Origin of the sequence: Bradyrhizobium sp. AS23.2 (assembly GCF_001908185.1) — a bacterium.
Classification (GTDB): domain Bacteria; phylum Pseudomonadota; class Alphaproteobacteria; order Rhizobiales; family Xanthobacteraceae; genus Bradyrhizobium.
On record NZ_LGHM01000018.1, the window covers coordinates 25,456 to 46,364 of the forward strand.

Annotated in this window: 18 protein-coding genes; 9 read left to right on the plus strand and 9 right to left on the minus strand. The window is 64.9% G+C overall.

What is annotated here, in order from left to right:
• Positions 1-173 precede the first annotated feature (173 nt).
• From AC630_RS03775 to AC630_RS03790, 4 genes are all read left to right on the plus strand, one after another.
• Entirely contained in the window at positions 174-1,622 is a 1,449-nt protein-coding gene (locus AC630_RS03775; RefSeq protein WP_074117138.1) for an LVIVD repeat-containing protein, read from the plus strand.
• Between the two features lie 2 nt (positions 1,623-1,624).
• Positions 1,625-2,167: a hypothetical protein gene (locus AC630_RS03780; protein ID WP_074117139.1), complete on the plus strand. Its 543-nt coding sequence runs from the start codon at positions 1,625-1,627 to the stop codon at positions 2,165-2,167.
• Positions 2,168-2,411: 244 nt separating this feature from the next.
• Complete coding sequence (locus tag AC630_RS03785) at positions 2,412-3,032, plus strand: LysE family translocator (RefSeq protein WP_083636114.1); 621 nt, start codon at positions 2,412-2,414, stop codon at positions 3,030-3,032.
• Positions 3,033-3,116: 84 nt separating this feature from the next.
• Positions 3,117-4,100 (plus strand): DUF3592 domain-containing protein, encoded by a 984-nt coding sequence (locus AC630_RS03790; protein WP_083636115.1) that lies wholly within the window; start codon positions 3,117-3,119, stop codon positions 4,098-4,100.
• Positions 4,101-4,539: 439 nt separating this feature from the next.
• Here the strand turns inward: AC630_RS03790 and AC630_RS03795 are convergent, their stop codons facing one another.
• Together AC630_RS03795 and AC630_RS03800 are read right to left on the minus strand one after the other, a co-directional pair.
• Positions 4,540-5,814: a cytochrome P450 gene (locus AC630_RS03795; RefSeq protein WP_074117140.1), complete on the minus strand. Its 1,275-nt coding sequence runs from the start codon at positions 5,812-5,814 to the stop codon at positions 4,540-4,542.
• Positions 5,815-5,984: 170 nt separating this feature from the next.
• Positions 5,985-7,250: a cytochrome P450 gene (locus AC630_RS03800; RefSeq protein WP_074117141.1), complete on the minus strand. Its 1,266-nt coding sequence runs from the start codon at positions 7,248-7,250 to the stop codon at positions 5,985-5,987.
• Between the two features lie 302 nt (positions 7,251-7,552).
• Between AC630_RS03800 and AC630_RS03805 the strand changes: the two genes are divergently transcribed.
• Together AC630_RS03805 and AC630_RS03810 are read left to right on the plus strand one after the other, a co-directional pair.
• Complete coding sequence (locus AC630_RS03805) at positions 7,553-8,698, plus strand: YjgN family protein (protein ID WP_074117177.1); 1,146 nt, start codon at positions 7,553-7,555, stop codon at positions 8,696-8,698.
• Positions 8,699-8,701: 3 nt separating this feature from the next.
• Positions 8,702-9,814, plus strand: coding sequence for a M48 family metallopeptidase (locus AC630_RS03810; RefSeq protein ID WP_074117142.1), 1,113 nt, complete (start codon positions 8,702-8,704; stop codon positions 9,812-9,814).
• A 9-nt stretch (positions 9,815-9,823) separates the two neighbouring features.
• Here AC630_RS03810 and upp read toward each other — a convergent pair whose 3' ends face one another.
• The 4 genes from upp to AC630_RS03830 all read right to left on the minus strand — a co-directional run bounded on the left by upp (position 9,824) and on the right by AC630_RS03830 (position 13,752).
• Complete coding sequence (gene upp / locus AC630_RS03815; RefSeq protein ID WP_074117143.1) at positions 9,824-10,453, minus strand: uracil phosphoribosyltransferase; 630 nt, start codon at positions 10,451-10,453, stop codon at positions 9,824-9,826.
• Positions 10,454-10,687: 234 nt separating this feature from the next.
• Positions 10,688-11,926: a URC4/urg3 family protein gene (locus AC630_RS03820; RefSeq protein WP_074117144.1), complete on the minus strand. Its 1,239-nt coding sequence runs from the start codon at positions 11,924-11,926 to the stop codon at positions 10,688-10,690.
• Between the two features lie 7 nt (positions 11,927-11,933).
• On the minus strand, positions 11,934-13,190 hold the full coding sequence (locus AC630_RS03825; RefSeq protein WP_074117145.1) for a GTP cyclohydrolase II: 1,257 nt from the start codon (positions 13,188-13,190) through the stop codon (positions 11,934-11,936).
• Positions 13,191-13,518: 328 nt separating this feature from the next.
• On the minus strand, positions 13,519-13,752 hold the full coding sequence (locus tag AC630_RS03830; protein WP_074117146.1) for a hypothetical protein: 234 nt from the start codon (positions 13,750-13,752) through the stop codon (positions 13,519-13,521).
• Here AC630_RS03830 and AC630_RS03835 point away from each other — a divergent pair.
• Positions 13,751-14,878, plus strand: coding sequence for a threonine synthase (locus AC630_RS03835; protein WP_074117147.1), 1,128 nt, complete (start codon positions 13,751-13,753; stop codon positions 14,876-14,878). The two genes, AC630_RS03830 and AC630_RS03835, sit on opposite strands and share 2 nt — an antisense overlap.
• Before the next feature lie 252 nt (positions 14,879-15,130).
• Here AC630_RS03835 and AC630_RS03840 read toward each other — a convergent pair whose 3' ends face one another.
• Both AC630_RS03840 and AC630_RS03845 read right to left on the minus strand, forming a co-directional pair.
• Complete coding sequence (locus tag AC630_RS03840; protein ID WP_074117148.1) at positions 15,131-15,946, minus strand: DUF2927 domain-containing protein; 816 nt, start codon at positions 15,944-15,946, stop codon at positions 15,131-15,133.
• Between the two features lie 181 nt (positions 15,947-16,127).
• The gene (locus tag AC630_RS03845; RefSeq protein ID WP_074117149.1) at positions 16,128-16,706 is read right to left on the minus strand and encodes a L,D-transpeptidase; all 579 of its coding nucleotides are present in this window, start codon (positions 16,704-16,706) and stop codon (positions 16,128-16,130) included.
• 266 nt (positions 16,707-16,972) lie between these two features.
• Here AC630_RS03845 and AC630_RS03850 point away from each other — a divergent pair, with 266 nt between their 5' ends.
• Positions 16,973-18,520, plus strand: coding sequence for an acetolactate synthase large subunit (locus AC630_RS03850; protein ID WP_074117150.1), 1,548 nt, complete (start codon positions 16,973-16,975; stop codon positions 18,518-18,520).
• A 38-nt stretch (positions 18,521-18,558) separates the two neighbouring features.
• Entirely contained in the window at positions 18,559-19,077 is a 519-nt protein-coding gene (locus AC630_RS03855) for a hypothetical protein (protein WP_074117151.1), read from the plus strand.
• A gap of 65 nt (positions 19,078-19,142) precedes the next feature.
• Here AC630_RS03855 and AC630_RS03860 read toward each other — a convergent pair whose 3' ends face one another.
• On the minus strand, positions 19,143-20,678 hold the full coding sequence (locus tag AC630_RS03860; RefSeq protein WP_074117152.1) for a peroxidase family protein: 1,536 nt from the start codon (positions 20,676-20,678) through the stop codon (positions 19,143-19,145).
• Between the last annotated feature and the right edge of the window lie 231 nt (positions 20,679-20,909).

Genomic DNA, 20,909 nt, shown 5'->3' on the forward strand with positions numbered 1-20,909 from the left:
ACCGCGCAGCGGTTATCCGGAATCTCGAGATTTCTCAGGTGCGCAACTGTGCACCATAGTTCGCACTTCGTGCGCCCCGGAATTGACCGGCCGCCAAATCGTGTTTTGGTGGCCCGCAAGCGGTTGTGCTAGCCTTGAAGTTCAGCCAACGCAGATTGGTTCCGGGAGGATCGATGATCAGCCGTGTTCACTTTGCTGCCTGCCTCGTCATTTTTGCTTGCAGCACCGCCGCCCAGGCCCAGAAGCAGCAGGTGATCGGCGCGCCGCCGGAAGCCTCAAACATGAAGCTGGTCGGCACAAATGATCTGCAAGCGCGTAGCGCCTATCAGCCGACCATCCAGCACCAGGGCGACCGCTGGATCGCCTATATCGGCCACCACGGCGGCACCGATGACGTGCCCAGTCCCGTCAATCCCATGACCGGCCAGGCGGAGCCGAATGGAACGTCGATCGTCGACGTCACTGATCCCTCGCATCCAAAATATCTGCGGCATCTGCCGGGACAGGAAGGCAAGTATGAATCCGGCGGCGCGCAGATGGTGCGCGTCTGCGATGGCAAGTCGTTGCCGAAGGGCGACCCCAACGCGGTCTACATGCTGCGCACCTTCGGCAGCGAGGCGCATGAGATCTGGAACGTCGCCGATCCCGCCAGCCCCGTGCTCGTCACGCGCATCGGCGGCCTGAAGGACACGCACAAGAGCTGGTGGGAGTGCGACACCGGCATTGCTTATCTCGTTTCCGGCGCGCCCGACTGGCGCACGCGGCGCATGACGCAGGTCTACGATCTCGGTGATCCCGCGCATCCGCAAAAAATCCGCGACTTCGGTCTGCCCGGCCAGGAGCCTGGATCGACCGGCGCGGTGCCGACCGAGCTGCACGGCCCGATCTCGACCGGACCGAATGGCAACCGCGTCTATTTCGGCTATGGCACCAACAAGGGCGGCATCCTGCAGATCGTTGATCGCGAAAAGCTGTTGACCGGGCCGAAGGAGCCGACACCGGACAATCTGCGCTATCCAGAGATTTCGCGCCTTCCGATGTCCGCCTTCAACGGCGCGCACACGACGTTTCCGATGCTCGACATGCCCGTCGCTGAATTCGCCGAGGACAAGGACGGCAAGACGCGCGACATCGTGATGATCGTGGACGAGGCGATTCTCAACGAATGCAGTGAGGCAAGGCAGATGGTGTGGTTCGCCGACGTCACGACCGAGACGCGGCCGATGATGATCTCGAGCTACACCGTGCCAGAGGCGAGCGGACAGTTCTGCCAGCGCGGCGGCCGGTTCGGCTCGCATTCCTCGAACGAGAGCATGGCGCCGGTCTACTACAAGAAGATGGCCTTTATCGCCTTCTTCAATGCCGGTGTGCGCGCGCTCGACATCCGCGATCCCTATCATCCCAAGGAAGTCGGCTACTTCATTCCGTCGATCACGAGCGCGACGGACAAGCGGTGCATTCCGATCGAGGGTGGCGCGCGCTGCAAGGTTGCGATCCAGACCAACAATGTCGAGACGGATGATCGCGGGTACATCTACATCGTCGATCGCGCCAATACCGGCCTGCATATTCTCGAACTGACCGGGCCCGCGCGCGCCGTCGCCGGCCTGCCGAAGAACTGACGATGCGGCGCGGGGCGACGATAGCGCTTGCGGCGATCGCGCTCGGTGCGTCCGGTGTCGGCGCCTATCAGCTTGCGCCGGCTCCAGTGGAGCAGACCGCGCATTGGCGGGAGATCGCATGGCCGTTCCCGCGCGACGGCTGGCCGATGGGGCGCGCATTTCGTTGCGATGGCGCCTGCACCGGCGCCGAGCTCTACGTGCGCGCCAAGCGCAGCTTCTGCAATTGTGATCGCGGCGTTGCCGATGACGATGAGGTGGATCGCGTTGCTGACGTCGATCTGATCAGCCCGCGCTTTTCGGCGATGGCACTGGGTGAGGAAGTGAGCATCGGAGACATGCGCGGCCGCGCGAGGCGCTATGATCTCGACATGCCTGACGGCGCCCGTCACGCCGCGATCGGCGTTGCCGTCTCACGCCGCTGCGATCTCTTCGTTGCGGCGGTGCGGGGGCGTGGAGACGCAAGCGCTGTACAGCGCGCGGCGCTCGCGTTCCTGGAAACCCAGGAGATGAAGATATGGGTGACGGCGGCGCTGGACGGAAGGTGAGGGGCTAGCGCACTTTCCGCGCCCACTGCGGTCATCACCCGCCTTGTGCGCACTTGCGCACTGGAGCGGGTGATCCAGTACTCCGAGACGGTTGTGGGTACGGAGAAGCCGCAGCGTACTGGATACCCGCCTTCGCGGGGTATGACACCGGTGTTTGAGGCTCGCGAGCGCCGTATCGTTACGTCTTCCGTTCCGGCTCTCGCCATGCATTAATGTGCCAAACCGCCTTCAGCGAGTCCTCCCGATGATGTCCATGCAAGCCTACCTCGCCTTCGTCGCCGCCTGCATCGCGCTGGCGCTGCTGCCGGGGCCGATCGTCACCCTCGTCATCGCCAACGGCCTGCGCCATGGCACGCGCGCCGCGCTGACCAATGTCGCGGGCGCGCAGGCGGGCCTTGCCATCGTCATCGGCGTCGTCGCGGTTGGCCTGACCTCGCTGATGGCGACCATGGGTTACTGGTTCGACTGGGTGCGCTTTGCGGGCGCCGCCTATCTGATCTGGCTCGGCGTCAAGCTGATCTGGGCGCCGATCGAAGGCCTCAATGTCGACGAGCCGCCGGCGCCGCCGCGCGGCGGATTCTTCCTGCAAGGCTTCCTGGTGCTGCTATCGAACCCGAAGGTGCTGATCTTCTTCGGCGCCTTCATCCCGCAGTTCATGGACATGAACCGCGCTCATTTCCCGCAGGTCGCGCTGCTGGGCGCCACCTTCATGGTAACCGCGGTGATGACGGATGCGCTGTACGCCATCGCGGCCGGGCGCGCCCGGAAATTCTTCTCGGCCCGCCGCACGCGGCTGATGTCGCGCATCTCCGGCGGCTTCATGATCGGCGGCGGCATCTGGCTGGCCCTGACCCGGGCGAAATAACGTCCCTCGAACCGTGTCGGGCTTGAACCCTTCGCGGCGGCGATGCGTCCAATCGGGCATTGCCGCTGACGAAGGAATTTGGCCGTGCCCGATCTGCCCTGGTCTGTCTATGCGATGCTGCTCGCACCGCTCGGACTCTTCCTGGTTGCCGCTGTCGTCAAGACCTGGCAGGCGCGCGAGGCGCGAAGCTGGCCGCAGACCCCGGGGAGGGTCGTCCGCTCGGTTGCAGAGGTTCGCGAGGTCCGGGTGTCCGACGATGACCGCGAGGAGGGCCATCGCCTCGAAAGCCGCAATTTCGCGAACGTGACCTACGAATACGCGGTCGGCGGCCGCAAGCTGCGCAACGACCGCATCTCGATCGGCGAGGACCTCGGCAACTTCCAGGTCGCCGTGAAGCTCGCGAAATATCCCGCCGGCAGCATTGTCACCGTCTACTACAATCCGCGCCATCCCGATCAGGCCGTGCTCGAGCGCGATCTGCCCAAAGGCCTGTGGGGCTGCCTCGGCATCGGCACTTTGGTCGTCCTTGCTATCGTGTTCGGCTCGGCCTTCGGGCTCAACCAGAGCTATGCCTACCTCGCACATCACATTGCGCGGCCCGACCTCGCTGGCCTCGTCGTCGGCTTCGGAGCGTTCGGTCTCGCCGTCGCGCTGATGGGATTTGCCGTGCAGCGGCAGGCCTCGATGGCGACGCGCTGGCCGGTCGTGCCGGGCACGATCAAGCTGTCGGGAATCGAGGAATATCACGAGGCCAGCGAGCCTGGCGAGGCGCGCGGCAGCGAGATGTTCGGCAATCGGGTGACCTACACCTACCGCTATCGGAACGTCAGCTACACCAATGAATGGGCGCGCGTCGCTGCCGGTTCGCCGGCCACGTCCGACAAGATGGCGAAGAAGCTGATGTCGCGCTATCAGGACGGCGCGACCGTTGAGGTCCGCGTCAATCCCGACAACCCGGCCGAAGCGACGCTTGATGCCCGCGGTGACGGGCGCATCGCCTATGTGCTGTGGGGCATCGCCGCGATTTTCGCTGCGATCGCGGTGTTCGTCGCGACGCGCGGCGGCTGATTGTCACCTCGCCCCGCTTGCGGGGAGAGGTCGGCTCGCAAAGCGAGCCGGGTGAGGGGGAGCCTCCGCGAGTCTAACTATCACCGTCCTCGCGGAGGCTCCCCCTCACCCCAACCCTCTCCCCGCAAGCGGGGCGAGGGAGCACACCGACGTCCCGGCTGCGGTTTAGGACACAAGCCCGCCGCCGACCCTTCGCATCTCGTGCGAGCTGTCATGCCGGATTTTTATAGCTGGGGAGGTCTCTGCTTCTGAGCGTTAGGGGCGCACGTTCATTGTCCCATTCACCGCTGTCGCTGCCCGCGAAGGCGGGCAATCCAGTATTCCAGAGGGCACAGTGCTTGAGCCGAGAAGCCGCGGCGTACTGGATGCCCCGCGTTCGCGGGGCATGACAGCGGAGGTTGGGGAGGCAGCTTGCCCCAAGGTACTCCGTAGAGCGCGCCTACCCCGGAATCCGCACCGGCAGCGATTCATATCCCTTGATGAAGCTCGAATAGATCCGCTTTGGCTCGCCAACCACCTCGATCCGGTCGAACCGCTTCAGCATCTCTTCCCAGACGATCCGGAGCTGCAGCTCGGCGAGGCGCATGCCGACGCAGCGGTGGATTCCGAAGCCGAAGGAGAGGTGCGTGCGCGGCCGCGGGCGGTCGATGATGAACTCGTTCGGCTTCTCGAACATCTCCTCGTCGCGGTTGCCCGAGACGTACCACATCACGACGCGGTCGCCCTTCCTGATGTGCTTGCCGCCGATCTCGGTGTCCTGAAGCGCGGTCCGCCGCATATGCGCGAGCGGCGTCTGCCAGCGGATCACCTCCGGCACCATGGAATCGATCAGCGCCGGGTTCTTCCGCAGCATCTCGTATTGGTCCGGGTTCTCGTTCAGCGCCAGCACCGAGCCGGTCATGGTGTTGCGCGTGGTGTCGTTGCCGCCGACGATGAGCAGGATGATGTTGCCCATGAGATTGTCGGGGTCCATGAAGCGGGTGGCGTCGTTATGGGCCATCAGCGACAGCAGGTCGTTGCGCGGCGCGGAATTGACGCGCTCGTTCCAGAGCTTCGACATATAGGCGTAGCACTCGTCCATCTCGCGGCGGCGCTCCTCGGCGGAGGCGACGATGCCGCTCTTGGGCAGCGCGGTCGAGACGTCCGACCAGCGCGTCAGCTTGCGCCGCTCCTCCCAGGGGAAGTCGAACAGGGTCGCGAGCATCTGCGTCGTCAGCTCGATCGAGACGCGCTCGACGAAGTTGAAGGTCTCGTTGCGGGGCAGATTGTCGAGCACGGTCTGCGAGCGCTGGCGGATCAGCTTGGCCAGCTCGTCCAGATGCGCCGGCGTGAACATCGGCGACACCGTCTTGCGCTGCGCCGAATGACGCGGCTGGTCCATGGCGATGAAGCTCGGCCAGTCATAGCCTTCCGGCACGTCGCGGATCGAGATGCCGCCGAGCGTCGAGTCGGAGGAGAAGATGCCGTGGTTGGTGTCGACATGCATGATGTCGCTGTACTTCACCACCGACCAGTAGGGCTCGATCGGCGCGTTGGTGCAGTAGTGCACCGGCTCTTCCTTGCGCAGCCGCTCGAACCACGGCCACAAGGTGTCGTCCTGGAACAGCCTGGGCGCGCCGGGGTGGAATTGCGCCAGCGGCGTCGCATACGCCTCTTCACGGGCCCTGCTCATGCGTTCGGCCTTGTCCACTTTAACCGGCGTTTGGATGTTCATGTATTGGCTCCAGTGTTTTGCCGCTCGCCTCGCTTGCGGGGGAAGCCGGAATTCGAGCGAAGCTTGAATTTCGGGTGAGGGGAACTCTCCGCGAACCGGCTCTCACCGTCCCTGTGGAGACCCCCCCCTCACCCCAACCCTCTCCCCGCAAGCGGGGAGAGGAAGTCGTTTCACGCCACAATCTTGACCGGCAGCGTTTCCAAACCCTTTACGAAGCTCGAATAGACCCGCTTGGGCTCGCCGACCACGTCGATCTGGTCGAATCGCTTCAGGATCTCTTCCCAGATAATCTTGAGCTGGAGTTCGGCAAGCCGCAAGCCGACGCAGCGGTGGATGCCGAAGCCGAAGGAGAGGTGCGTGCGCGGGCGGGCGCGGTCGATGATGAAATCGTACGGCTGCTCGATCGCCTCCTCGTCGCGATTGCCCGAGACGTACCACATCACGACCTTGTCACCTTTCTTGATCTGCTTGCCCCGGAACTCGAAGTCGGACAGCGCCGTGCGCCGCATATGTGCCAGCGGCGTCTGCCAGCGGATCACTTCCGGCACGAAGCTGTCGAGCAGCGCGGGGTTTTCGCGCAGCTTGCGATATTGATCCGGATGCTGGCTCAGCGCGTAGATCGAGCCTGACATGGTGTTGCGGGTGGTGTCATTGCCGCCGACGATCAAAAGGATGAGATTGCCGAGGAAGTTCTTTGCATCCATGTCGCGCGTCGCAGCGCCATGCGCCATCATGGAGAGCAGGTCGCTCTTCGGCGGCTGCTCGGTGCGCTCCTTCCACAGCCGCGAAAAGTAGGCCGCGCATTCCGCGAGCTCGGCCATCCGTTCGTCCTCGGTGGCGACGAGGCCGTCGGGCCCGGGAATGGTGGTCGCGATATCCGACCAGCGCGTCAGCTTGCGGCGGTCCTCCCAGGGGAAATCGAACAGCACCGCGAGCATCTGCGTGGTGAGCTCGATCGAGACGCGGTCGACCCAGTCGAACACCTCGCCGCGCGGCAAATTGTCGAGGCACTCGGCCGACCGCTTGCGGATGTTGAGTGCGAGATTGTCCAGATGTGTCGGCGTGAACATCGGCGCCACGGTCTTGCGCTGCGCGGCGTGGCGCGGCGGGTCCATCGAGATGAAGCTCTCGCGGCGCAGATCCGGATCGATGTCGCGGATCGTGATGCCGCCGAGCGAGGAGGCCGAGGAGAACACCGAATGGTTGGTCTCGATCTCCATGATGTCGTTGTACCGCGTCACCGACCAGTACGGCCCGAACATCGAGTCCTTGCAGTAATGCACGGGATCTTCGCGGCGCAGGCGATCGAAATAGGGCCAGAACGTATCGGTCCTGAACAATTCGGGATCGCCCGGATCGAATTGCTCCAGCGGCAGTGACGATGCGCGCGCGCGCAAGGTGTCGAGCCTTTCCGCGCTCTCGATGGTCCCATGCATGACCGTTCTCCCTGGTGTGAACCGCGCGTTCTCGTTGAATTCTGCGCTGCGGTATTTGATTTGCAATTACAGCCTGTTATCTGCGTCGGGGCAAGGGAGAGTTTTGCCACATCCAACCTTCGCGAGAGTGCCGGACGGCCGTCACGCTCGTGTACCAACGTGATCCTGCGCACGTCGTTTGGTGGGGAGTCGCGCAGGAAATCGACCGGAATCGGGGTAAATCGAACCCGGCCATCTTGGGGATCGACTAACCTCTGATCTATAGTTTGATCGCAACAGGCCAGCACCCCGAGGTTGCCGCCGTGAACGACTTGCAATGGGCCCCCGTCGGGCCGCCCCAACCGGTCCCGCCGCCGCTGCCGCCCACGCGGGTCGATTTCACGGGCAACCGCTCCGAATTCCGCAAAATGGTCACCAAGGGCGCCCTGCTCGAGCTCGTGACCTTCGGCTTCTACCGGTTCTGGCTCGTCACCGACATCCGCCGTCATTTGTGGTCGCACACCGCGATCGACGGCGATGCCGCCGAATACACCGGCCGCGGCAAGGAGCTCCTGATCGGCTTCCTGTTCGCGCTCGCGATCCTGGTGCCGATCTATCTCGCCTATTTCCTCGTCGGTATCGAGTTCGAGCGCTGGCAGGGCTTTGCCTCGACGCCGCTCTTCATCAGCTTCTACGCCTTCGGCCAGTTCGCGATTTTTCGCGCGCGACGCTATCGTCTGACCCGCACGGTCTGGCGCGGCGTGCGCTTCTGGATGGATGGATCGGGCTGGGCCTATTCGCTCCGCGCCATGCTCTGGGGCCTGCTGGTGTTCCTGACCCTTGGCCTGGCGCTGCCCTGGCGCGCGGCTTCGCTCGAACGCTACAAGATGCAGCATACCCATTACGGAGATCTGCGTGGCGACTTCGAAGGCGACGGCTGGGCGTTCTTCAAGCGCGGCTGGTGGCTGTGGCTCCTGAGCCCGATGGCGCTCGTGATCTTCCCGCTCGCGCCGTTCTTCTATGCCGAGTTCAAGGCACGCGAATGGCGCTGGTGGCTCGACGGCATCCGCATCGGCGGCGTGAGCCTGTCCTCGGATTTGCCGCACAACGCGTTCTACGGAATCTACTGGAAAGTGGTCGGCTGGTGGATGCTGCTGAGCGTTCTGTTCGGGCTTTACGTCGCGGGTGCGGCCGGACTGGTCGCTTCGGCCGGCGTGTCAATCGCTGGACCCGACGCGATCGTGCGGAGCGTTCCGCTTCTCTGCATGTTGGTTATCGGTTACTTCGCGCTTGCTCTCGCGCTTAACATCGTCATGCGGGTCTATCTCCAGCGCGATCTGTGGGCCAAGGTGCTGGAAACCGTCGAGGTGCATGACATCGCAGCCGCCGCGGACGTGCGCGGCAGCGGTGAGCTCGCCAGTGCGCTCGGCGAAGGCTTCGCCGATGGGCTCGATGTTGCGGGATTCTGAGCTGTGAGTGACGTGTCCGCTGAGGCCTTAGCGCAGTCCGCCAAGCCGACGATCTTCTTCGACGGCGTGTCGAGCCGCAGGCGGCAGGTGACGCTGACGCTCGGTGATGCGCTCGAGATCCTCGAAGAGGGTGGAACGCCCGTTCGCTGGGCCTATGCCGACATCCGCCGGGCCGACAGTCCTGCTGGCATCCTGCGTCTTGCCTGCACAACCGCGCCGCCACTGGCGCGGCTCGAAATCCGCGACACTGCGCTGGCCGCTGAGGTGACCGCCCGCTGCACGCGCCTCGACGAGCACCAGACCACACGCCGCGGGATTGCCAAGATCGTCGGCTGGTCGGTGGCCGCCGCCGTCTCCATCCTCTGCGTCGTGTTGTTCGGCGTGCCGCTCGCCGCCGACCGTCTCGCGCCGCTGGTGCCGAAGCCGGTCGAACGACGCATCGGCGATGCCGCCGAAGTCCAGATGAAAACCATCTTCGGCCGCGGCGTGTGCGAAGACCCCGCGGGCAAGGCCGCGTTCACGAAACTCGTCAATCGCCTGCGCGATGCCGCGGGCCTCGACGACGATTCCATGACGGCGGGCGTGCTGCCGACCTCGGTGCCGAACGCGTTTGCGCTGCCAGGCGGCAAGGTGTTCGTGTTGAAGGGCCTGCTCGACAAGGCCGAAAACCCCGACGAGCTCGCCGGTGTCCTCGCCCACGAGCTCGGCCATCTCAAGCATCACGACAACATGCGCGGCCTGATCTACAACGGCGGCACCTCGTTCCTGATCGGCCTGTTGTTCGGCGACGTCACCGGCTCGAGCGCCGTGATCTTCGCCTCGCGCAGCGTGGTCGAAGCCTCCTATTCGCGCGAGGCCGAGACCAATGCCGATACCTTCGCGATCGAGATCATGCACGCGCTCGGCCGCTCGCCCAAGCCCGCAGCCGAACTGATGTTTCGCATCACCGGCAAGGAAGGCGGCTCTGGTTTCACGACGATCCTCGCCAGCCACCCGCTGACCGAGGATCGCCTTGCCCGCATGACGAGGGAAGACCGCCCCGCAAGCGGTCCGCCGCTGTTGACGGATAAGGAGTGGGAGGCGCTGAAGGGGGTTTGCGGCAGCGGGAAGATTTGAGCTTGCCGCCTATCGCGTCCCGTAAGCGCGATCGCCGGCGTCGCCGAGGCCCGGCAGAATAAAGCCGTTCTCGTCGAGCCCTTCGTCCACCGCCGCCGTCCAGATCGGCACGTCCGGGTGTAATCCGCGCAGCCGCTCGAGTCCCTCGGGCGCAGCGATCAGGCAGGCGAGCCGAATATCCTTGGCACCGCGCTCCTTCAGCCGGTCGATCGCGGCGACGGCCGTGTTGGCGGTCGCGACCACCGACGTCACGACGATCGCGAGGCGCTCGCTGAGATCGGACGGCGATTTGAAGAAATACTCGACCGCCGTAAAACTGTGTGGCTCGCGATAGAGCCCGATATGCGCGACGCGCGCGGTCGGCACCAGATCCATCATGCCGTCGACGAAGGTCGTGCCGGCGCGCAGCATCGGCACGAACACCAGCTTCTTGCCGGCGATCTTGGCCGAGTGCATCCGCGCCAGCGGCGTGTCGACCACGACGTCGGTGAGCGGCAGGTCGCGCGTCACCTCGTAGCACAGCAGCATGCCGATCTCCTTGATCAGCTCCCGGAACGATTTCGTCGAGATGGATTTGTCCCGTACCAGGGTCAGCTTGTGCTGCACCAGTGGATGATCGACGATCGTGACGCCTTCCATGTAACGCTCCTGACGAAATGCACTCTGGTTGAATCGCGACGAGCTGGCGCTTTCTTCCTTCTCCCCTTGTGGAAGAAGGTGGCGCGCTTTGGAGCGCAATTGCGTTCCTGAGCGCGCCGGATAAGGGGTACTGTCCGCGAACTCCAATGAGAGAGACGCCCGCGGAGACAGGCCCCTCACCCGGCTTCGCTTTCGCGAAGCCACCCCCTCCCACAAGACAAGGGGAGAGGGTTACTAGAAAACCGTGCCGTCGCTGATCACCTTGAGCGGCGGCGCGCCGTCGGGGCGGCGCGCGAAGGCGATGGCCCGGCCCGCTGCCCAGGTGCCGCCTTCCAGGATGCTGGCGAGCGGCAACGACTCCGGGGGGCGGCCGAGCCTGGCGCGGATGCGATCTGCCAAAAGATCGAGCAGCGCCACAGTCAGCGCGCGCCACTCGACGACGAGCAGCGAGTCCACCGCATGCGCGCGCTCGGCATCGCCGGCGTCGCGCAGGCGCAGCACCTCATGATCGACGAACAGGCCGCCGTTGCGGTATTCGGCTAGCCCGGTCAGCCCGTCGATGTCGGTGACCTCAAACCCGGCGCGCTGCAGCGGTTCGATCAGCGAGTAGCTCAGCCATTGCGACAGCTTGTGCAGGGGAACGAGGCCCGTGGTTGCGCCGTCCGTCTCGATGGCCGGATGGCGCCAGCAATCGCCGAGCGGAATTCCGGCAAGCGCGAGTCGCGACGGCCAGATCGGCCCGAGCTGGTTCAACACCGCGGAGAGAATGGCGGGCGCCGCGATGGCCCCGTCCGTCGCCTGCGCCGCGATGTGATCGAACAAGCCGCCCGGCCGCGGCGTATCTTGCAAGCCGAAGACCTCCACACGCTCCGCCACCAGCCGGCCCAGGCGCTGTAACAGATCCGTGCGCCCCTCAAGGCCGAGCAGCGGATTTGCATTCGTCACCTGGAAGGCGGATGTGAGCGCGGCGAGGGGCAATTGCGCGAGCACGTCCGCATCGACCCTGAACGGCGTACGGGCATCGCGCGCAAAGAGGCCGCTTGCGAACATGTCGAGGCTTGCGATCGCGAGGCCCTCGGATCGGCCGATGTCTTGCCCCGCCACCGTGTCGCGGTATCGCCACGTCGCGCCTGCGCCGGCATCGAGCAGCACGCTGACGATGGCGAGGTCGAACTCCGCGCGCGCCCGCGCCGCGCGGTCGGGCCACGTTGCAGCGTCGGCAAGCCGCGCCCAGCGATCGACGCCGCCGAGCACGAAGTGCCGCCACCGCGCGTGAAAGGGAATGTCCAGCGTCGGATAGGCCTTGCGCGTCACCCCGAGCACGGCCTCCGCAATACCGTCCATGCGGTCGAGATCGATCGTGAAGTGACTCAAGGCACCGGCGAGGCCGAGCTCGAGCATCTGCCCGGCGCGCGCGCGAACCGCCTTTGCGGTGAGCAGCGAACGTGCCTGCAGTTCCAAAGCGTCCGCCATCGCGTGATCAGTATTTTTCCAGCGAGCGCCCGACCACGCCGTTCACGTCCTCTTCCGGCGCAATGTCGGTCGAGTAATAGCCGGCGGCCTTCTTCGCGGCGATCTCGACATAGGCGTCGGCCGGGATCAGCTCCGGTGGGATCGGCACGCGCTCGACGATGTCGATGCCTTGCGAGGTGAGCGCGTCATATTTCATGTCGCTCATCGACAGGAAGCGGTCGATGCGCTTCAGGCCGAGCCAGTGGATCGTATCCGGCATCAATTGCTGGAAGCGAGCATCCTGGACGCCTGCGACACATTCGGTGCGCTCGAAATAGGCCGCGGCCGCGTCACCATCCTCCTGGCGCTTGCGCGCATTGTAGACCAGGAATTTCGTGACCTCGCCGAGCGCGCGTCCTTCCTTGCGGTTGTAGACGACGAGCCCGAGCCCGCCATCCTGCGCGCCGCGCGCGGATTCCTCGATGCCGTGGATCAGGTAGGGCCGGCAGGTGCAGATGTCGGAGCCGAACACGTCGGAGCCGTTGCATTCGTCATGCACGCGGCAGGTGATCTTGGTGCGGTGGTCCGGCAGCTTGGTGACGTCGCCGAACATGTAGACGGTGGTACCGCCGATCGGGGGCAGAAACACCTTCATGTCCGGCCGCGTCACGAGTTCGGGGAACATGCCGGCGGTCTGCTCGAACAGCGTGCGCCGCAGCTCGGTCTCGTTGGTGCCGAAGCGATGCGCGAGACCAGGCAGGTGCCAGACCGGATCGATCGCGATCTTCACGACCGACACACTGCCGTTGGCGTGCACGACCTCGCCGTCGGCACGCAGGCGTTTTGCTGCTAGCGCCTCGCGGATCTCCGGCAGGTCCAGCCGCGCGCGCGTCACCGCGATGCTCGGCCTGATGTCGGCGCCCTCGGCGATCTCCTGGCGGAAATTTTCGGCGACGAGATGCCCCCAGGGATCGAGCGCGACGATCTTGGCGGGATCGCTCCACTGCGGAAACGGCCCGATGGTCGCCGCCGGGAAGGTGTTGGTGAGGTCGGGGCGCCGGATCGGATCGAGCGCGCCGGCTGAGACGGCGAGCGCCCGGTACATCGCGTAGGATCCGCCATGGCTGCCGATCACGTTGCGATCCTGCGCGCGCGATACCGTGCCGATGACCGGACCGCGGGAGCGAGCGTCCGCGGCGCCCCAGTGGATCGGAAAGGCGGCCTTCCTGCCCGGCTCCGGATGGGAGGTGAGGCGGATGTGGTCGGTACGGTTCGCGCGGCTCATGACCAAACTCCCAAAAAGCCAACGGCCCGCCGCTCGGACGGGCCTGGCTCGGTCGCGTAGCCGGTTGAGGAACATCGGCGACGCAAGCTCAATCCAACATATTGTAGCGGCCAGCCACGACAGACAAGTTAATGCGTCGCGCGACAAGGCCGTTGCCGATGCCGTTCATATAGGTATCGGCGTGCCCGTCCTGAATGGCGCAAAAGCGCCGCTCTGGACTGCGGTTCCCGAAGGAGCGACGGACTATATATATGGAATTATTCGTGTTTTTTAAGGGGCCCGGCCGCGCCTCTAGATCAATTGCCGGTCGCCCCCCGGGGCATCCGGATCACCGGGCGAAACAACGAAGGCTCGGCACCACGGCTGAAGCTAATGCGCGGATCGTCCAGCTCGACATAGGGATGCCTTCGGCAAGGTCGTTCGCTGCGACGGTGATGCGGTCAAGAAAGGGATGGTCAGCTTGCACAAATCGGCCGTCCACCCCTCCCAACAGGTGACTGGATAAAACCTGCACATTCAGACATATCGACGACCCGATCGGCTCTGTCCCGGAGAACGCCATGCCCGCCGCCAGCTACATCGATCCCCGCAACGGAAAGCTCTATCCGCTGGACCAGCCGCGCTGGTGCTCGGACGAGCGCACGCCGCTTCTGGTGACGCCGGGGGCAGGGATGTCGCGCGAGGAGATCGAGCCTCGCACGCGATCGCTCTGGCGCTACAGGGCGGCGCTGCCGGTCGAGATCGCAAAGCCGATCACGCTCGGCGAAGGCTGCACGCCATTGGTCGCGCAGGATTGGGGCGACCTGCGGCCGTTGTTCAAGCTCGAATGGTTCAACCCGACCGGCAGCTTCAAGGACAGGGGCTCCTCCGTGATGCTGTCCTTCCTGCGGCAGGTCGGCGTTGACGCCATTCTGGAGGACAGCTCCGGCAATGGCGGCTCGTCGATGGCGGGGCTCGGTGCCGCCGGCGGCATGCGCGTGAAGATCCTGGCGCCTGCGTCGACGTCGCCGGCCAAGATCGCGCAGGTGCGTGCCTATGGCGCCGCGGTGCAGCTCGTCGAGGGCCCGCGCGAGGAGTCGGAGGCCGAGGCCATCCGCCAGTCGCATCAGACCTTCTATGCCAGCCACAACTGGCAGCCGTTCTTCCTCGAAGGCACCAAGTCGCTCGCCTATGAGATCTGGGAGGATCTTGGCTTCCGCGCGCCGGACAATGTCATCGTCCCCGTCGGCGCCGGCAGCAGCCTGCTCGGTTGCGCCTTCGGCTTCCGCGAGTTGCTCAAGGCCGGCCAGATCGCGAAGCTGCCGCGCCTGTTCGCTGCGCAGCCACTGAATTGCTCGCCGATCGATGCGAGTTTTCAGGCTGGCGTGGATACGCCGGTGCCGCGCGAGGTCAACAGGACCATCGCCGAGGGCACCGCCATCAAAAATCCCCTGCGCCTGCGCGAGATCATCGGCGCGTTGCGCGAGAGTGGCGGCGGCACCGTGGCGCTGACCGAGGACGAGATCGTTGCTGCCCTGCGCCGTCTCGCGCGTCAGGGCCTGTTCGCCGAGCCGACCAGCGCCAGCGCGGCCGCCGCGCTGGACAAACTCGCTGGCGCTGGGGCCATCAAGGCGAACGAGACCACGGTGGCGGTCCTCACCGGCACGGGCCTCAAGGCCGCAACCACCGTTGCCGATCTCGTGCAATAGGGCGGTCAGTCCGTAGTTCGTAGGATGGGTAGAGCGGAGCGAAACCCATCATGTCCTCACTGCGGAGAGAGTGCGATGGGTTTCGCTGCGCTCTACCCATCCTACTGATTTCTTCATCATGCGAAACGTTCCGATGCCGCCGATCGCTGGCGGTGTACCGTGCTCCGTCATTGCGAGCGCAGCGAAGCAATCCAGAGTCTTGCCCGCGGAGGGATTCTGGATTGCTTCGCTGCGCTCGCAATGACGGCGCCGCTACTCCGCCAGATTGTTCACGCGCTTCACAAAGGCGCGCACGTCGGCGAGCACGTCGGGCAGCACCGCCCTGACCTCCTCCACGGTCATGCCGGGCTTGATGCGGGGGTCGTAGAGCAGATTGAGGATGTATTGGTCGTAGACGTCGAAATAGCCCATCGAGACGTTGTCGTTGAACATCGTCCACGGCACGCTCGCGGTGTCGTTGATCGGACCGAGCGATTGCAGCAGCTCCTCATAGGCGCAATCGAGGAAGGTGAAATCGCCGTTATCGACCGTGAGGATGACGTCGGAGTGCTCGATCTCGAAATTGTCGTTCTTGCGGAAGCCGGACAGGCATTGCGGATCGAGCGAGGTGCGGATCTCGCGCGCCTTCTCGGCGCCGTAGAAGCTTGCGATGGTGCGGTAGAGATCGCGGTCGCGCACCAGCTTCACCCGCACATTCGCGGCCTCGCTGGCGGTGGTCATGGCGATGTCGAGATGCTGCACGCGCGTGCCGATGTCGGCCACGACTCTTGCGAGTTGCGTCTTGCGATCGGCGCGGTCGCTTTCGGCGAACACCCGCACCGGTCCGTCGAACTTGCGGATGCGGTCGACACGACCGGCGAGGTGATATTCGGCGCCGAACGCAGTCTTCAGAAAGCCTTCGACGATCTCGCCGTCGGTGAAGCTCTTTTTCTCGGAGCGCTGGCGCGAAGCGACCGCCGGCAATTCGCCGGCGGCAGCCATGGTCGCGATGTCAGGCACGCAGGTGAGCGCTACGAACGCCAGCAGGACGATGCGAAAGCCGGACGAGGGCGGGGAGAATGCGCTCATTGCTCTCCGACGCTGCCGCATTCGGAAGCGACGCACAAGACCGCAAATTCACGCGCCCTGCGGGTTCCCGCCGCAGTCGCCGGGTCTAGAGCCATTTCCGTTCCGATGGAACGGGGCTCCAGATTCTTGTTCGGACGCGTTTTCTTCACGCGAACCGGAATCCACTTCGCTCGAAAACGCTCTAGTTGTCGAGCACGACCACGGTGGTGCCCACCGAGACGCGGCCGTAGAGGTCGGTGACGTCGTCATTGGTCATGCGGAAGCAGCCCGAGGACACCGCCTGGCCAATCGTCTCCGGCTCGTTGGAGCCGTGGATGCGGTAGAGCGTCGAGCCCAGATATATGGCGCGCGCGCCGAGCGGATTCTCGATGCCGCCCTTCATGTGACGCGGCAGGTCCGGCCGGCGCGCCAGCATCTGTGACGGCGGCGTCCAGTCCGGCCATTCCTTCTTGGCGGTGATCTTGTGGACCCCGCCCCAGCGGAAGCCGTCGCGGCCGACGCCGATGCCATAGCGCAGCGCCTGGCCGTTCTGGAGCACCAGATAAAGGCGGCGCTCCCTGGTGTTCACCACGACCGTGCCGGGCGCGTAATTGCCGTTATACATCACGGTGGAGCGGGGGATCGGGTTGGCGCCGGAGCGGAAGAAGTTCGGGCCGCCGCCCATGATGTCGCGCGAGTCGAACTCCTCGGCGAGGGCGCCGGCCGCCGTGGCCGACAGCAGTGCGATGGCGGCAATCGGCGCGGCAAAAAACCGGATCATTGTTTCCCCCCAACAAAAATCGCTTCAACGAAAGCCAGAGGCCATATTTGCAGGCATTCCGCAAGCCACGGCGCCGTGAGCGCCGTCATCCCCTGCGATTGGCGTTACCAAATCGGCAACCATGCCAATCTGCCGAAAAGCGTTAGCCAAACCGGCGCATTGTCGTGCGGGGCAGGGCCGCAATGCCGGCTCTTGCTTTGACGAAGGCTGCGAACAATGATTGATCGGACGGATATCTGGACATTGCCGGTTGCAGGAGCTGAAGAATGAACGGTGCCGAAAGCCTGGTGCGGACGATGGTCAAGGGTGGGGTCGATGTCTGCTTCACCAATCCGGGCACCTCCGAGATGCATTTTGTCGCAGCGCTCGACCGCGTGCCGGGCATGCGCTGTGTGCTCGGCCTGTTCGAAGGCGTGGTGACCGGTGCCGCCGATGGCTATTTCCGCATGAAGGGCACGCCGGCCTCGACCCTGCTGCATCTCGGCCCCGGCCTCGCCAATGGCCTTGCCAACCTGCACAACGCCAAGAAGGCGAACTCGGGCATCGTCAACATCGTCGGCCAGCATGCGGTCTACCACATCGGCTACAACGCGCCGCTGACCTCGGACATCGAGGGCCTTGCCCGTCCGATGTCGTCCTGGGTCCGCACCTCGCCGGATGCCAAATCGGTTGCCGCCGACGGCGCTGCGGCGATTGCCGCCGCCAGGAGCGCCCCGCCGCAGATCGCGACCCTGATCCTGCCCGCCGACACCGCCTGGAACGAGGCCGACGGCATTGCCGAGGTGCCGGCCGAGCAGCAGCGCGCCAGCTATTCGCCGCAGGCGGTCGAGCAGGCCGCCAGGATTTTGCACGGTGACGGCGAAGGCACGCTGCTGCTGATGACCGGCAGCGCGCTGAGCGAGCAGGGTCTGGCGCTGGCCGAGCGCATCGCGAACAAGACCGGCTGCACCGTGATGGGCCCGACCTTCCGTCCCAAGATGGCGCGCGGCCGCGGCCGCTACTCGATCGACCGCATCCACTACGTGATCGAGAACGCGCTGCCGATGCTGGCGAAGTTTCGCCATATCGTGCTGGTCGAGTCCGACGATCCCGTGGCGTTCTTCGCCTATCCGAACAGGCCGAGCATGCTCAAGCCCGAGGGCTGCGAGGTGCATCGCATGACCTCCTGGGGCGAGAACTCGGTCGCGGCGCTGGATGCACTCGCCGGCGCGGTCAAGGCAAGCGCGAAGGACGTCAAGCCGCAGGCCTTGCAGGAGCTGGTCAAGCCGACCGGCGCGCTGACCTTCGCCTCGATCGCGCAGGCGATCGCGTGCGCGATCCCGGAGAATGCGATCCTGGTCGACGAATCCCTGACCACCGGCCGCGGCTTCTTCCCGCCGACGGCGGCAGCCGCCCCGCACGACTGGCTCCAGAACATGGGCGGCTCGATCGGCTTCTCCACGCCGCTCTCGATCGGCGCCGCGATCGCCTGTCCGGACCGCAAAGTGATCTGCATGGTCGGCGACGGCAGCGCGATGTACACGATCCAGTCGCTGTGGACGCAGGCCCGCGAGAACCTCAACATCGTCACCATCGTGTTCGCCAACCGCATCTACCAGATCCTGCGCGGCGAGTTCGACAATGTCGGCGCCGGCGAGCCCGGCCAGCGCGCCAACGACATGCTGCGCCTCGACCGGCCGACGCTCGATTTCGTCGCGCTGGCCAAAGGCATGGGCGTGCCCGGCCGCGCCGTCACCAACGCCGACGAGTTCAACAAGGCGCTGGCCGAAGCCGTCGCCGAGCCGGGGCCGCGATTGATCGAAGTCCAGATGTAGGGGAGCAGTCTACAGGGCGCCGAAGGCCGGGGGGCACGATGCAGACCGAGCTGAACAAGGTGATCGCGGCGCTCCAGGACTTATACGCCCACGAAGGATTCCTGTTCGAGAACGACATCGGCGAGCGGGCGGTGACCCACCGCTTCGCTGCCTATCTCGAGCGGCAGTTCCCGGGCTGGTCGGTCGACTGCAATTACGACCGGCTCGGCGAGCGCACGCTGCTTCTGCCGCACGGCTCCATCATCTCGACCGACGATCATCTGGGAAAGTCGATCTATCCGGATGTCGTCGTGCATCAGCGCGAGATCCCGAAGAACCTGCTCGCCGTCGAGATCCGCAAGGCAAGCAATCACACCTCGCTCGAGCACGACCAGCACAAGCTGATGGCGATGACCGATGCGGATATCTGGTTTGCCTATTGGATCGGCGTGCTGCTGGTGCTGGACCAGCACAATGTGACCGCGTCGGAAGTCTATGCCGGCGGTATTGTCGATCAGCCGCTATCGCTCTGGTTCGCGGCGCGACTGGAGGAGGTCGGCCTCAAGGCTGCTCATTGAGGTGCCTCACGGCAACAAGACCGCCCGCATGGCGGGCGGCCTTTGCGTCATCGACCGTCGCAAGCTTAGTGCAGGGGATCGCCCTGTCCGAGCGCGTAGGCTACGAGGTCCTTCAGCGCGAAGCCGGAGCCCGTCACCGGCGCCCAATTCGGGTCGAGGGACAGCACGGAGGATGCGTCGCCGAACATCATGCCCAGGAAAACCTCGGCCACGATGCGACCGCCGACCGGCCCGAGCTGCGGCGTGTTGATGGGGCCAGGCGCGCCGGTAGCCGGGATCGTGACGGGGGTCTGGAATTGCCGCGCCTCCGCCAGGATGTAGGCCCAAAGCGGGCAATTGTCGGCAAACGCGCCGTTCGCGATGGTCGCGATCTTGGTCTGCGGATCACCCGTGCCGGGCTCATCGACGGCCTTGCCGATCACGATCTGGTCGTCCGTCAGCGGCGTCAGATGCATTGCCCTGGCGACGGCCTGGCCGGACGGCAGGCCGAGCCGCCAGCCGCGCTCGAGATTGCGCAGCGCCAGCGATGATGGATTGGACGCGACTTCCGGCGGCAGTTTGCGCAGCGGGTCGACCAGCGCGGTGTCGATGCGATAGGCGAACTGAAGCCGCTTCTTGTTGTCGGCATTGGTATCGTCGTCCTCGACACCATAGGCCCGCGTGTCGAGATCGATGAAGCGGCCCCAGTCGATGGCGCGCCCCGGGCCTATCGCGCGGAAACCGGTCAGCGCATTTTTGTCAGGGTTGTTGGGGTCGGGGAATATCTGCAACAGCATGTTGGCTGCATCGTTCAGTCGATAGCCGGGGCGAATCATGGAGTGCCCGAGCCGATAGGCCGCGACCGAGAACTCGACCGGCATGAACGGAAAAGTCTTCCAGTGATAGAAGGCGAGCTTGCTGCGATCGTAGCGGCCCGCGGTCCTCAGCTCGTCGAGTACGCTGGCGTGGACGATGCGCGGAAGGAAGTCGTTCAGCACGACGTATTGATAATGGAAGCGGACGCGCTGCTGCACGTCTTCGAACGACAGGCTGTCATTGTCGTCAACCATGCGGTTGTGAAAGCGCAGCATCAAGGCCTGGAACTGCGAGACGATGCTGTTCTCGTCGTTGCGGGGATCGCCGATCAGCGCGCGGCCCTTGAAGCGTGGCAGGTCGCTGGCATCGGACACGCCGGTGCCGTTCACTGTCTCGCCGAGCAGGAGCTTGATGCCGTCATACATGTAGGGCTGGTCGTTCGGACCGCGGCCGTAGAGGTTGTCCAGGTCGAGCGCCGGTGTGCGGAAGTCGACGAGCCCGTCAGGATCCTGCTGCTTGGTCAGCGAACTCATCGGATCGAAGGTGATGTCGTGGTCGATGAACTGGCCGAAGTAAGTGTAGAGCGCGGGGATACCGCTCTCTTCCGCGTCCGGTCCGTCCTTCGGGGGATCGAAGCTGGCGACCATCTTGTCGGCCAGCGCCGAAAGGTTTGCGATGTTGTCGGCGTCGGTCGGGCCGAATTTCGCCGGTGTGACGTTGCGGAACATGCGGCCGAAGCGGCCTTGCGAAAGCGGCGAACGTGTTGCGTTCAGACCGCGCGGAACAATGCTGTGGCGGCTGCTCATTGAAAACATCTCCCTGAAAAGCTACGACGGAACGAATAGAGCTAAGGTTGATCGAAACAGGGTATGCATTTTAGGCTAGATCTGGCGATGCGACGCCACAAGCCGTTGCTTCACACAGCGCTCGGCTCCGACGTGTTCCGGTAGGGAGCGTTGCCAACAAGCTGCGGCCGCGCTTTGCAAATTTTTCGCGGAGCGACGACGGATAACATTCTCGTCATCGACAGGCGCAAG

Coding starts and splice junctions, on each gene's coding strand:
- AC630_RS03775 (WP_074117138.1), top strand. CDS start 174: ATGATCAGCCGTGTTCACTTTGCTGCCTGCCTCGTCATTTTTGCTTGC.
- AC630_RS03780 (WP_074117139.1), top strand. CDS start 1,625: ATGCGGCGCGGGGCGACGATAGCGCTTGCGGCGATCGCGCTCGGTGCG.
- AC630_RS03785 (WP_083636114.1), top strand. CDS start 2,412: ATGATGTCCATGCAAGCCTACCTCGCCTTCGTCGCCGCCTGCATCGCG.
- AC630_RS03795 (WP_074117140.1), bottom strand. CDS start 5,814: ATGAACATCCAAACGCCGGTTAAAGTGGACAAGGCCGAACGCATGAGC.
- AC630_RS03800 (WP_074117141.1), bottom strand. CDS start 7,250: ATGCATGGGACCATCGAGAGCGCGGAAAGGCTCGACACCTTGCGCGCG.
- upp (WP_074117143.1), bottom strand. CDS start 10,453: ATGGAAGGCGTCACGATCGTCGATCATCCACTGGTGCAGCACAAGCTG.
- AC630_RS03820 (WP_074117144.1), bottom strand. CDS start 11,926: ATGGCGGACGCTTTGGAACTGCAGGCACGTTCGCTGCTCACCGCAAAG.
- AC630_RS03825 (WP_074117145.1), bottom strand. CDS start 13,190: ATGAGCCGCGCGAACCGTACCGACCACATCCGCCTCACCTCCCATCCG.
- AC630_RS03835 (WP_074117147.1), top strand. CDS start 13,751: ATGCCCGCCGCCAGCTACATCGATCCCCGCAACGGAAAGCTCTATCCG.
- AC630_RS03830 (WP_074117146.1), bottom strand. CDS start 13,752: ATGGCGTTCTCCGGGACAGAGCCGATCGGGTCGTCGATATGTCTGAAT.
- AC630_RS03840 (WP_074117148.1), bottom strand. CDS start 15,946: ATGAGCGCATTCTCCCCGCCCTCGTCCGGCTTTCGCATCGTCCTGCTG.
- AC630_RS03845 (WP_074117149.1), bottom strand. CDS start 16,706: ATGATCCGGTTTTTTGCCGCGCCGATTGCCGCCATCGCACTGCTGTCG.
- AC630_RS03850 (WP_074117150.1), top strand. CDS start 16,973: ATGAACGGTGCCGAAAGCCTGGTGCGGACGATGGTCAAGGGTGGGGTC.
- AC630_RS03855 (WP_074117151.1), top strand. CDS start 18,559: ATGCAGACCGAGCTGAACAAGGTGATCGCGGCGCTCCAGGACTTATAC.
- AC630_RS03860 (WP_074117152.1), bottom strand. CDS start 20,678: ATGAGCAGCCGCCACAGCATTGTTCCGCGCGGTCTGAACGCAACACGT.